We start from the raw sequence: 13,350 nt of genomic DNA, 5'->3' as shown, positions 1-13,350 counted from the left end.
TATGTATAAAGACCAGTGATTTAGTCTAATCACTTACACTATAAAGGCCTACTCTCGTCGGTAGTGCAACCGATTGCCTATTTTTCAGAAAATTGTTGCATTGACAATTGCACCCATCATACAATGAGTTTAGTAAGCGTTTTCAAAATGCTGTAAATAAAAGAATGAGAGGAGAATAACATGAAAAAGAGCTTAGTCTGGATGGTAATGTTAAGCCTTTTATTATCGCTTTTTGTGCAACCGTTTGCACAAACGAATGAGGTACAAGCTGCTGGCGACAAAGTGTACGAAAAAGTCGTACTGCGCGGTGAAGCACCATTGAGGTGGGATGGGGACAATCATCCACTTACATTTGATGAGACAGAAGAATTATGGAAAAGTGAGCCTGTGTCACTAGCAGGTGGCAATCAGTTTGAATATAAATTTGTGATGGATAATAACTGGTTACCGGGTGAAAACCTACAATTCCAAGTCCCGCAAAATGGGGAGTATCAATTTTATTTTGATCCACGAAATGAGAGAAAAGTAGATGTTAGACCAGCGACTGAATATGATGGGTCTATTACTCTACAATTAACAGTTCCGGAAGATACACCTGACTGGGTCGTACCAACCGTTGCAACGAGTAATAATAGTTTCAATTATAGTGTGACGCCACTAGAGCAAGATGGTGAGACCTATTCGGTTACTTTACAAGGGAACGCTGGAGAAGAGCTCGAGTACCGCTATGGTTTAGGTGATAAGAAGTATCGTGAAGTGAGAGAGGCAAATCGAGTCGCTACCTTTACAGAAGAAGGAACGGTAAGAGAGGATACTGTTGCAGAGTGGACAGGCCTACCTGTTGCCAAAAATGTCTCCCATCAATTTCAGCATGAACCATTTATCCCTTCTCCAAATGATGAGGTGACGATTACCGTTGAGGTGGAGCATTATGGACCGATTGGTGAAGGTGGCATCTACTTTACAACAGACGGAGCCTCGCCAATTGGTGGGCGAGGAGAAACTGAAGTTGGAGAGTTTGCTCCTTTATCGATTGTTGAAACAACGAAAGAAGACAACTTAAATCGCACGACGTTACAAGGTGTCATTCCACAGCAAGCCGACGGAACGCCTGTTAAATACCTGGTTGATGTCTGGGCAACGGATGGAGAAGGCTCGCAATTTGCTGATACTAATAGCTTGCAAGCAGAAGAAGCAACGGAATTTGCTTACTATGTCGAAAACTACACTTCACCAGAATGGGCAAAGGATGCTGTCATTTATCATATCTTTGTCGATCGTTTCTTTGATGGAAATCCCGACAATAACTTCGACGTTGACCCTAGTTTGCCGATAGAAGAGGCGTTAAAAGACTGGATGGGTGGCGACATTGAGGGCGTTCTTGAAAAGCTTGATTACATGGAAGACCTAGGTGTAGATACGCTTTGGTTATCGCCCGTTTTTGAAGGACCTTATTCTCACGGCTATCACCCAACGGACTTTACAGGGGTGGACGAAAATTTTGGGACAGTAAAAGCTTTAAAAGAATTAATTGATGAAGCTCATGATCGTGATATGAAAGTCATTTATGATTTTGTACCAAACCACACATCGAGTCAGCACCCATTTTTCCAAGATGCGCTCGAAAATGGGGAAGATAGCCCTTATTACGACTGGTATACATTTTATGAAGATGGCACATATGAAACGTTCTATGGCATTGAGGAATTACCACAATTTAATAATGACAGCCAAGAAGCCCGTGATTACATGCTCAATGAAGTGGTTCCATTTTGGTTAGAGGAATTAGACTTTGATGGCTTACGACTTGATTATGCGAAAGGGCCAAGCTACAGCTTCTGGGTTGATTTCCGTGACAAAGTAAAGTCGATTGATCCGGATATGTATGTCTTTGGTGAGGTGTGGGATTCTCGCGAGAAGATCTCAACCTATGCTGGAAAACTGGATGGGTCCCTAGACTTTGGCTTTCATGATACGTTTAAAGGAACTTTTGCCTTTGATGGCTCAATGCAATCCATTGTGCAATATGTGAAGGACAACGAGGCAGCGTATCACCCAGAATACATTATGACAACTTTCCTAGATAATCATGATTTGCCACGCTTTTTATATGAAGCAGGCAATGACACCGACAAGCTGAAACTAGCATCCTTTACGCAATTTATGCTTCCAGGCTCCCCGGTTATCTACTACGGGACGGAGGTTGGTCTTTCGCAAAGTACCAACCATAACGACTACACAGAGTGGAAAGATCGTTGGTATCGTGAGTGGATGATTTGGGATGAGGAGGAGCAAGATCAAGATTTACTGACGCATTATCAAAAAATTATTGAATTACGCGCTAACCACTCAGCTTTAAGAACAGGCGATTTCGAGGCTCATTCTACAACGAGAGATGCTCTTGTGTTTGAACGCAGTAATGATGAGGAGCGTGTGATCGTTGCAGTAAATAAAGGAGCAGAAGCAACAGTTCCATTAAACGAAGAGCTCACTCTTCAACATTTGATCACCGGCGAGACGATCACTGCAAATGAGCTCATTATTGAAGGGAATTCATTCGCAGCATATGTTGTAGTGGATGATGTAAATGTGGAGCATGTTACGTTGCAAGGCATTGGAGCTCAAGATATTGAGTTAACCTATGACGAGGCAGCAGGGGTGTGGCGCTCAGAAGGCATTCATCTAAAGAATAAACAATCCGTTGCGTTCAACTACGTGATCAACGGTGCACATTCAATCGATGAATTAACCTTTACCCCGGATCGAGGCGGGAAATTCGAATTCGTCTTTGATCCAGAGCAACCAGAACAAGTAACTGTCCTGCATCCGTGTGATAAAAAAGGGAAGTAAGTAGAGAGAAGTGCGCTGATGCGCACTTCTTTTTTGATTTTTTTGGTGTAGTTTACGCTTGAGTTATTTATTCCGACGAATTAATCTCTATTTCAAGCAAACTAGAGGGAATTCAGCGAAACTAGATCATAATTCAGCGAAATCCAACAATATTCGGTTAAATACAGAAAAATATTGGAAATTAATCCTCTAAAACAATTCTCCTTTACCTAATCATCCTAATACCCACGGACACAAATCATAATTATTACGACTTAAATCCTGCAAAAAACACATAATATAGTTAAAATATGGTAATGAACCACTCATTCTTTATTCTTATCGTCTCAATATGTAACAAAATGCTAATTTTGAGAAATCCATGTCATGCTTTGGTCTCTTAGTATGTAATTGTGGAAAAGTGTGAATCAATCTTGCTGTGACCGTTAGAATCCTTATCATTAAAGCCTTTAATATGGAAAGGTTAGCTATGACCTATGGATTCGCTCCGAAAACCACAACCATCCTCATATTAAATCCTTTATCGCGTTAAAGCGTTAGCCGAAATCTTATGACTGATGTTCTACTTTTATTCAGCTCGATTGAAGGAGAGCCAAAGCTACCACCTATTGATTATAATGTGCTATGGCAAGCCATTGTTCATGAATATTTCAAATTTGTGAGCGATCGGAGACCTGAGGCGATACAGATGCTATAAACGGGTCTCGCGATGGTAAATAACAACAGAAAAGAGGTATATGAAATGGCTTTTATACCGATATCCTTATTCATATTGGTGATTTTAGCGCTGGGAATCAGAGAGAAAATTATCCACAAACGCAACATCAACTCGATTCCGATTCGCGTCAATATTAATGGGATTAGAGGAAAGTCGACCGTCACGCGCCTTGTTACAGGGGTGATTACGGAGACGGGCAAGAGAACAATAGGAAAAACAACAGGTACATCGGCACGCATGATTTACTGGAATACACCTGAAGAAAAGCCGATCAAGCGACGTCTTGAAGGTCCTAATATCCGCGAACAACGTATTGTAGTGAAAGAAGCGGCAGATATGGAGGCCGAGGTGCTTGTCAGTGAGTGCATGGCTGTGAATCCCGATTATCAGATCACCTTCCAAGAGGAAATGGTACAAGCCAACATTGGCGTGATCGTAAATGTACTTGAGGATCATATGGATGTAATGGGACCAACGCTTGATGAGGTTGCACAGGCTTTTGTTGCGACGATTCCATATAACGGGCACCTCATTATTACAGAGAGTCCTTACACAGAGTACTACAAGGAGATTGCAGCAAAACGGAATACGAAAGTTATCGTAGCAGATAACTCGAGAATTTCAGAGAGCTTTCTGAAGCAGTTTGAATACATGGTCTTCCCTGAAAATGCGTCACTGGCCCTAGCTGTTGCTGAAGCGCTTGGGATTGATGAAGAAACAGCCTTTCGTGGCATGTTAAATGCTCAGCCCGACCCTGGTGCGATGCGGATCATTCCCATGGATGATCACTCGAATCAGACATCCTTCTTTGTCAATGGATTCGCAGCAAATGATGCGGCATCGACATTGAACATTTGGAAGCGAGTTGAGATGTTAGGATATCCGACAAAACAGCCCATTATTATTATGAATTGCCGTGAGGACCGTGTCGAACGAACTGAGCAGTTTGCAAGAGATGTCCTTCCTTATATCGAAACGGACAAGCTTGTCGTCATTGGGGAGAGTGTTTCGCCGATTATCGATGCCTATGAAGAAGGCATCATCCCGGCCAAGGAGTTAGTCAATTTTGAAGGAGCATCAACGGATGAAATTGCCGACTACTTACAAGATGTAATGGCATCAACGACAATATACGGTGTCGGAAACATCCACGGTGCAGCAGAACCATTAATTGAAAGATTACAACAATTCAAAGTGAAGAGAATAGCAAGCTAGACGAGGGGGAGCTTTAGGTGTTTGGTACAGATTTATATGTGGCACTCGTAATTGGTGTCGTACTCAGCTTGGTCTATGCTGAAAAAACGGGGATTATGCCTGCAGGGCTAATTGTGCCGGGATATTTAGCGCTAGTCTTTGACCAACCTGTGTTTTTACTACTTATCTTTTCGATTAGTTTTCTAACTTATTTAATTGTCGTATACGGTATTTCTAAAATAACGATTTTGTATGGTCGCAGAAAATTTGCTGCGATGTTAACGACGGGGATTGTCTTAAAACTCGTCTTCGACTTCTTTTATCCGGTCATGCCCTTTGAGATCCATGAGTTTAGGGGACTTGGCGTCATCGTGCCCGGATTAATTGCAAACACCATTCAAAAACAAGGTGTGGCGCCAACAGTTTTAAGTACACTCGCACTTAGCGGGATCACATTTGCGATTATTTCGCTGTTTTACTTATTGTAGGGGAGGCGGGCTAATATGAGTCAAAAACGAAAATTTACCTTCCCAGAAAAAGTGTTAATGAGCACAAAAAAGCATAAAGTGCATGCGAAAAAACATTCGATTATTGCCTTTATTATATGTTTTATCATTTTGGCTAGTACAAGCCTGATTCGCCAAGCAGATATACCAACTGTGGCAAAAGAAGACGATTCAGTCTTTACTGCTTCGCTTGTTGGCGATATGATGTTTGGCCGTCATGTGGAAAAAGTAGCGGACCGTCATGGTTATGATCATATGTTTGCTTACACAAAGCCGTATTTTGAAGCCGCTGATTATGTCACAGGGAATTTAACAAGTCCTGTTCTAGATGAAGAAAGCACAAAACCGCTAGATCAAAAAGAGCTCTCGAGTCTTGTGGCTGACAAAGAAGCCATCTCAACACTTGAAGCCGCACATTTCTCAGTCGTAAACCTAGCTAATAATCACTCATTTGAAGAAGCCACGCCAGAAGCACAGGAAACATTGGAAACGTTAGAACAATCTGAGGTTGAGGCCGTTGGGGTTGCTGGGGATTATGACGCAGCCGAAAGTATTTCTTACACCGAGCATAACGGTTTAGACGTGGCGACAGTGGGCGTCACGGATGTGATTCAGCCGTCCATGGCATCAAACGTGCTAACAACGGATCCAAATGAAGCCTTACCATTGATTCGCGAGGCACGTAGTCAAGCTGATCTCGTTGTCGTCCATGTTCATGCCGGGCAAGAGTACGATAGCTCGCCAACAACACGTCAGGAAATGTTGATGAAAGCTTTCGCTGATGCGGGAGCAGATATCGTGATAGGGCATTATCCACATGTCCTCCAATCAGTAGATGTCTACAATGACACATTAATTCTTTATTCGATCGGGAATTTCATTTTTGACCAAGGTTGGACAAGAACGCGCGATACAGCGATTGCCCAATATGACCTGAAGCCAGATGGTAAAGCCCAAGTCGAGCTTGTTCCGTTTCGTATCTATGAAGCACAGCCGGTTCCAGTAGACGGTGCATTTAGCTTTTATCACCGTAGCAAAATTTTTAGACAGTTGACAAAGGATACTGAAAACAAAGAGAGCATTATACAACAAGATGATCGCTTAATCTTTGAAGTGGATCACAGTCATGTCTTGGACCGAATGGCAACAAAAGAAGAACCGAATCAAGTGGCAACCACAGTGAATGAATAAAATCGTTGGTTCCCTGGCCCAAATAAAAGGAGACCATCTCTTTTGTTTGGGCTGTTTGCTTAGAGAAAGGTAGATTTTTATGAAAAAAATGACCACTCTATTACTGATCGTCCTACTAGTAAGCGTAGGCTTTATGTTTTTTGGGAGTAAGTCAGATTTGGAAGAATCGGAGAAGGTAGATATGAGCATGAACGAAGAAACGCATAAAGAAGGATATGGTGTCAGTTCCTCGAATCCAGTCGCAGTTGAAGTCGGAATGCGGGTGCTCGAACAGGGCGGAAACGCTGTTGATGCTGCTGTTGCCGTTTCCTTTGCTCTCGGAGTTGTCGAGCCTTATGGTTCTGGTATTGGCGGCGGGGGGACGATGCTGGTCTTACCGGAGAGCGGGGAGGAGCCGGTCGTCTATGATTACCGCGAAACGGCCCCGGCAGATGGGAAGAAAAATAGCACAGGAGTTCCCGGACTTGTCAAAGGGATGCGCGATGTTCATCATGATTACGGCTTAAAAAGCTTGTATGATTTACTCGAACCGTCTATCGAAATTGCAGAAGATGGCTTTGTTGTTGATACGTATTTAAGCGAACGGATCCACGGAGCGAGACATCGTATTGATGAAGATAAAGCGAGTCACTTCTTCCCAGGTGGAGAAGCGATTAAAGGCGGCGAAACCTTGCAGCAAGAAGAACTCGCCGAAACCTTAAAACATCTTCAGGAATACGGATTAAATGATTTTTATGAGGGGGAGTTGGCTGAGAAAGTGGCAGACAACTACTCGGATGTAACAAAGAAAGATCTCAAAGAATACGAAGTTGTCAAATCAGCGCCTGCAAAAGGAAGCTTTTACGGGTATGAAGTTTATTCAGCAGGCCCGCCAACAGCAGGCGTGACACTCATTCAAATGCTGCAAATGGCAGAACAATACAAAATCGATCAAGTTGATAAGGACTCTGCCGACTATATTCATTTATTAGGTGAAATGGCGAAACAAGCTTATAATGACCGCTTATCGAACATCAGTGATCCGGCTTTTAATGAAGTAGCTACAGAGAAATTAACAAGTAAAGACTACTCAAAAAAGCTCGCCCAAAAGATCTCAACCAACGAGCTATCAGCGTCATTTGATATCAATGACACACCAGCTGATGAAAACAACCATAACAATACAACACATTTTGTCATCATGGATAAAGACGGCATGGTCGTCTCGGCTACAAATACATTAAGCAATTTCTTTGGTTCAGGAAATATGATTGAGGGCTTCTTTTTAAACAATCAACTAGCCAATTTCAGTTCAAATGAAAAATCACCGAACTCCTATGAGCCGAATAAAAGTCCGAGAAGCTTCATCACGCCAACCATTATTCGAAATGAGGACGAGAATGAAGTGATCGGTATCGGTACACCTGGGGGAAGACGGATTCCGCAAGTGCTGACCCAAGTGATGGTTCGCGCGATGTTTGATGACATCTCGCTCCAAGAAGCACTCGATCATCCACGCTTTATCGTAGAGGATGATGAAATTTATATCGAAGAAAATGTTCCTGATGCTCTTGTAAGTGATTTAAGAAATAAAGGCTACCTAGTTAAAATTCATAACTCCGATATGTTCTATGGTGGTGTCCAAATGTTATCGAAATTTGGAGACGACCTAGAAGTAGCAGGTGCAGCAGACAAAAGACGCTCTGGAGTATGGAAAGCAAGAGGCAGCGAGTAACGAAAGAGGTGGAGAACATGTTTATGAATCTATTAAAATCAATTGTCCCAATAGCAGCATTAGGTGTGTTGCTAATCGCACTATATATGTTCAAACATGATGATTTTCTTACAGAAGTAGAAGCAGGTGCAATCGATTATTTCTATTCTGAACTTGAGCAAGAAGAACAACTGGGTGAAACATTAGCGGAAGCTCTTGATCATCCAAAATATGAAGAAAAGAAAAATCAAATCGTCTCAAAATTTAAAAACAACCAGACGATCAGTGTTGCCGTAATTGGTTCTGATGCTCATAGTAAGGGAGAGGTTTTTGAGAATGGTGAGACCGTTGAAATTCCATCGTGGACAGAACTTGCAGAAGAGGGATTAAATGATATTTACGGTGAAGACACATTTGATGTAAACTATCTCTCAGGATACAAAGACCTAACAACAAGTGAGTTCTATGCAAGCGAGGCCCTACAAGAGGTCGAAACAATGAAACCAGACATCATTTTGTTTGAACCATTTCTACTAAATGATCATTCAAACCTAACACTTGATCAAACACTATTAAATCTATCATCGATCATCCGCACGATGGACCAACAAATTGGTGCCTATGTCATTGTGCAACCACCGCATCCGCTCTATCAACCGAACTTCTACCAAGAACAAGTAGAGGGGCTAGCGGCATTTATGGCAGAGGAGGACCAACCGTACCTCGATCATTGGAGCACATGGCCAGATCCAGAGGATGAGCAGCTCAAGCAATACTTACTCGAATTACCAGACGGACAGTATCGTCCAAATAAAAAAGGACACACAGTCTGGAGCGAATATATTGTCGATTATTTTGCGGGAAATAATTAAGAGGAAACCAGCACATGATGATGTGCTGGTTTTTTGAGGTTTGGTGGTGAGAGTGCCCTTATAATTCGCCGAAAAGATCAGTTATTTCGACGGAAAGCACTGGATTCCGGCAAATGCAGCAATAAATTAGAAAGTGAGGTGCATTTGCTTTTCCCCAACAAACTAATTAAATGAACCCCTCCGCATTTACACGAATGAGCTTTTATATACAGGAATTCCCGCATATATACACGAACCAGCTGATTTATAAACGAAGCACCTAATTTATTGCACAAATCCAGCAAAATAATGGAAACGCCTCTCTATAGCTACACTTAGCACCGCCATCCTTACCCCAGAAAAATGTCGAAAATCCATCTATTTGCTAATCAATCGTGATAAGATAGACGCATGAATCAAGAACTAGAATCGACATCATGAATGAGCAAGGGAATGAAGAAAAATGTTGATCTCCTTATTTATTATTGCCATAGGTGCACTTCCGACGGTGCTCGCCTTAAATGTATTACGTATTTACCGATCTGAACTCGGAATCGGTTTATTATTATTCATGCTCTCAGTCAGTCTGTGGCAAGTGAATATTGCGGTCCTTTACATGGCAGGAGTATTATCAGAAGAAATGATTCTCATGCTCTTTAAACTATTCCGAGCCGGCCCGACCTTTGCAGTGCCGTTCCTCTATTATATTGCCTATTTAATTGTGAAAAAGCATATACCAAGCATTGAAAATACCGTACAATACCGTGTTATGCGAGTGATTTTTAATCGAACAGTTTTTGTCATTCTCATCATTTGGAGTGTTTTCGTCTACGTGGTCAACTGGACCCAACTAGGTATCACGGGATTAGTCGAACAAGGCATTCACATGACGCCCAACACATTCTATTTCCCGGAATACGGTCCGCTACATATTCTTTTCCTAATCCATGCCCTTTTGGCAGTTGTCCTGTTAATTGTCATTTTCTTTGTCTCAAAAGGCATACATAACGTCCATTTAAAATCATTTTTAAGTACGTTCGCCCTATGTGCGTTGTTTCTCTTTCTCACCGCCATGGTCAATTTCAATCCAACGACCGGGTCAATCATCGGAAGCGTAGGTGTGATCATTTTCACATCGACGATTATCTTTTCCTTTGTGAAGCTCAATAACTTAACTACAATTAAGTACCATCAACTAATCGAACGCCAGAAAAAGCTCGATTACTCAGGAAATGTGGCAACCAGCCTGATCCATGAAGTCAAAAACAACCTACAAATCATCAAAGCCTATTCAACCTTACTACCACGAAATGATGATTTATCAGAAGTAGGTCAAGACATGATCCGGAAAATCCAAATGGCCAGCAACCAATTGGAGGACCTCACGCATAGCTATCATGAGTACCTGCAAAAGAAAGCGATCAACTTTGCCTATTATGACTTAAATGAGCTGTTGAGAGAGGCCATCGACATCACTTCAGATATCACTGATAGTAAAAAGATAGAAGTGAGTGCCGACCTGCCATTCACACCGCTTAAAGCCTATGTCAGCGGCACGTATCTAAAACAAGTCTTTATTAACTTAATCAAAAATAGTGCTGAATCGATTCAAACTAATCGTCTCATTAAACAAATTACGATTGAAACTATTATTGAGGACGACCGCATCATCATCGATTTCACCGACACAGGCGAAGGAATCCCACCTGAAAAATGGGAAGAGATATTCGACCCGTTTATGACCTCAAAAGGCGATGGAATGGGCGTTGGACTTCCATTCTCAAGAAAGCTCATCTTCGAGCACCGCGGCGAACTCAAAGTGCTAAAGAGCAGCAACGAAGGCACCACCTTCCGAGTAGAGCTCCCACATTATCAATATAGCGTGATTTAAGAGAGGAAGGGCCACTACTTTTTAGAAAGTAGTGGCATTTTTTGCGACTTCACGCAGCTGTGCTCGCTATAATTCGCCGCAGTGAAATTATGGAAAAAAGCTACTCTGCCCAGCCTGCATCCTACTCATTCAACGAAATCAACGTCTATTCAAGCAACTGCTCATGATTTGAGCAAAGCGAAATTCCGATTTATTCTAGCAAACGCAGCAAAATACTAGAAATCCACTCCGTACCTCCTAGAAAATCGCCTAGGGGCTTGGAAAAAGAAATTTTTCGATTTAGAAGTTGCTTGATCATCCATCGAGTTTGACTACGGTGGTCGGAAGTAGCCCTCCTTGAAAAAATAGGTTACACGATTTCCAATCAACGTCGATTTTTCGTGTCGTTTCTAGTTCCTTTCTATGGCTCTTTTTGTTGGACTTGAAAACAGTGGTTCAAAAGAGCGGTAGGTTCTAACTATATAATAGTATAAAAATACCAATTTAAAGAAAAATATTACATTTGTATTGACCGTTTAGTGGCAAACCCTTTACGCTTTAAATAGATATTGGCGTAGTTTTACCTTGGCGAATGCTAAAAAAAAAAGAGGTGAGCAATGAACATGAAAAAAAGTCGTTCTCTTTTATCAATGTTTATGGTCCTAGTTTTACTAGTAACTCTTAATCCAGCATTTGGACAAGCAAAAAAACCAACAAAGGCATCAGATTTAGTGGCCGTGGATAAGGACGGTATGGTTTCGACCTCTCATCCGCTAGCATCACAAATAGGTGTAGATGTTCTTAAAAAAGGTGGAAATGCAATGGATGCTGCTATTGCAGTCCAATTTGCTTTAAACGTTGTAGAACCAATGATGTCTGGAATAGGCGGCGGTGGTTTTATGATGGTGTATGAAGCGGAAACTGGTGAAACCACAATCGTGAATAGCCGTGAGCGTGCTCCAGCTGGTGTCGATCCTGAAATGTTCTTAACTGACAGGGGTTCAATTATTCCTTTTCAGGAAAGGGTAAGGCATGGTAACTCGGTTGGTGTTCCAGGAACATTAAAAGGGTTGGAAAAAGCTCATGAATTGTGGGGAACAGTACCATTTAAACAATTGGTCACCCCAGCTTTTCAATTAGCTCAAAATGGGTTTAGCGTGGATAGACAATTAGCATTACAAATAGAAAATAATAAAGAAAAGTTAGCCTTAACGGCTGCTAGTGATGTATATCTTCCAAAAGGAGAACCGTTAGTAGAAGGAGATTGGCTCATACAGCGTGATCTAGCAAAGACTCTCCGATTAATCCGCTCACACGGAAGTAAGGTTTTTTACAATGGTGAAATAGGAGAAGCTTTAGCAGAAACAGTTCAAGAGTTTGGCGGGAGTATGACGATTGATGATTTAAGGGACTATAATGTAACGATTGATGAACCCGTCTGGGGTGAGTATAAGGGTTATACGGTTGCCAGTATGCCGCCGCCTAGTTCAGGAGGGGTATTCTTGTTACAAATGCTTAAGATGCTAGATACGTTTGAACTTGAGCAGTATGAGCGCCGTACAACAGAAGTCTATCATTTATTAGCCGAAGCAATGCACCTTGCTTATGCAGATCGGGGTGCTTATGCTGGAGATCCAGAATTTGTTGAAGTACCAATGGTAGGTTTGTTGCATTCTGATTATATTGCAGAACGAAGTAGTTTAATAGATATCAATAAGGTAAATGAGGATCCACAACCTGGTGATCCTTGGAAATATGAATCAGGTTCTGCTAACTATGAAGTGATAGAGCAACTAGATGAAAAAGATATTGGCGAGACGACACATTTTACAGTTGCAGATCGTTGGGGCAATCTTGTGTCTTATACAACTACAATTGAACAAGTATTTGGCTCAGGGATTATGGTTCCTGGCTATGGATTAATGTTAAACAATGAGTTAACTGACTTTGATGCACGACCAGGTGGAGCGAATGAGGTTCAACCAAATAAACGTCCATTAAGTAGCATGACACCAACAATTGTGTTTGAAAACGGAAAGCCGTTAATGAGTGTTGGATCGCCTGGTGGGCCTACGATAATCACATCTGTGTTGCAGGTCATTTTAAATGTGATTAATTATGAAATGGGGCTTGAAGAAGCAATTAAAGAGCCACGAATTTATACAAATAATCTCACTAGTTATCGCTTTGAAGAAGGCATTCCTATTGAGGTTCTTGATTCGTTAAAAACGATGGGCCATAAATTTGGAAGTAACGCTGAATTAATTGGTAATGTCCAAAGTATTTACTTTGACTATGACAATGATGAGTTTCATGGAGTGGCAGATGCACGTCGAGACGGAGCCTCGATCGGGTTTACCCATAAGGGAAAAGGAAGGGGGCATTAATCAATAAGACGATCTGTATTATGACGTGCGATACCTAAAAAATGTATTCTCAATGGTAGAGCGTATTAAAACAGGAGAGAAATTTAGTAT

8 protein-coding genes are annotated in these 13,350 nt (G+C 41.7%); all 8 read left to right on the top strand.

Features of this window, described 5'->3' with window-relative positions; genetic code table 11:
- The first annotated feature begins 180 nt into the window (after window positions 1–180).
- Window positions 181–2,850 (top strand): alpha-amylase family glycosyl hydrolase, encoded by a 2,670-nt coding sequence (locus RYX56_RS08840; RefSeq protein WP_317121703.1) that lies wholly within the window; start codon window positions 181–183, stop codon window positions 2,848–2,850.
- Between the two features lie 742 nt (window positions 2,851–3,592).
- Window positions 3,593–4,783, top strand: a complete 1,191-nt coding sequence (pgsB, locus tag RYX56_RS08835) for a poly-gamma-glutamate synthase PgsB (protein ID WP_317121702.1) — start codon at window positions 3,593–3,595, stop codon at window positions 4,781–4,783.
- A 17-nt stretch (window positions 4,784–4,800) separates the two neighbouring features.
- Window positions 4,801–5,250, top strand: a complete 450-nt coding sequence (gene pgsC, locus RYX56_RS08830; protein ID WP_317121701.1) for a poly-gamma-glutamate biosynthesis protein PgsC — start codon at window positions 4,801–4,803, stop codon at window positions 5,248–5,250.
- A gap of 15 nt (window positions 5,251–5,265) precedes the next feature.
- Window positions 5,266–6,459 carry a CapA family protein gene (locus tag RYX56_RS08825; RefSeq protein ID WP_317121700.1) on the top strand — a complete coding sequence of 398 codons (1,194 nt, stop codon included), beginning with the start codon at window positions 5,266–5,268 and terminating at the stop codon, window positions 6,457–6,459.
- A gap of 79 nt (window positions 6,460–6,538) precedes the next feature.
- The gene (gene ggt, locus RYX56_RS08820; protein WP_317121699.1) at window positions 6,539–8,173 is read left to right on the top strand and encodes a gamma-glutamyltransferase; all 1,635 of its coding nucleotides are present in this window, start codon (window positions 6,539–6,541) and stop codon (window positions 8,171–8,173) included.
- Between the two features lie 23 nt (window positions 8,174–8,196).
- Window positions 8,197–9,024 carry an SGNH/GDSL hydrolase family protein gene (locus RYX56_RS08815; protein WP_317121698.1) on the top strand — a complete coding sequence of 276 codons (828 nt, stop codon included), beginning with the start codon at window positions 8,197–8,199 and terminating at the stop codon, window positions 9,022–9,024.
- A gap of 442 nt (window positions 9,025–9,466) precedes the next feature.
- Entirely contained in the window at window positions 9,467–10,894 is a 1,428-nt protein-coding gene (locus RYX56_RS08810; RefSeq protein ID WP_317121697.1) for an ATP-binding protein, read from the top strand.
- 602 nt (window positions 10,895–11,496) lie between these two features.
- On the top strand, window positions 11,497–13,260 hold the full coding sequence (ggt, locus tag RYX56_RS08805; RefSeq protein WP_317121938.1) for a gamma-glutamyltransferase: 1,764 nt from the start codon (window positions 11,497–11,499) through the stop codon (window positions 13,258–13,260).
- Window positions 13,261–13,350 lie beyond the last annotated feature (90 nt).

Source organism: Alkalihalophilus lindianensis, assembly GCF_032843265.1.
In the GTDB taxonomy this organism is placed as follows: domain Bacteria; phylum Bacillota; class Bacilli; order Bacillales; family Bacillaceae_D; genus Alkalihalophilus; species Alkalihalophilus lindianensis.
This window is presented reverse-complemented; position numbering and strand designations above follow the sequence as displayed.

Coding starts and splice junctions, on each gene's coding strand:
- RYX56_RS08840 (WP_317121703.1), top strand. CDS start 181: ATGAAAAAGAGCTTAGTCTGGATGGTAATGTTAAGCCTTTTATTATCG.
- pgsB (WP_317121702.1), top strand. CDS start 3,593: ATGGCTTTTATACCGATATCCTTATTCATATTGGTGATTTTAGCGCTG.
- RYX56_RS08825 (WP_317121700.1), top strand. CDS start 5,266: ATGAGTCAAAAACGAAAATTTACCTTCCCAGAAAAAGTGTTAATGAGC.
- ggt (WP_317121699.1), top strand. CDS start 6,539: ATGAAAAAAATGACCACTCTATTACTGATCGTCCTACTAGTAAGCGTA.
- RYX56_RS08815 (WP_317121698.1), top strand. CDS start 8,197: ATGAATCTATTAAAATCAATTGTCCCAATAGCAGCATTAGGTGTGTTG.
- RYX56_RS08810 (WP_317121697.1), top strand. CDS start 9,467: ATGTTGATCTCCTTATTTATTATTGCCATAGGTGCACTTCCGACGGTG.
- ggt (WP_317121938.1), top strand. CDS start 11,497: ATGAAAAAAAGTCGTTCTCTTTTATCAATGTTTATGGTCCTAGTTTTA.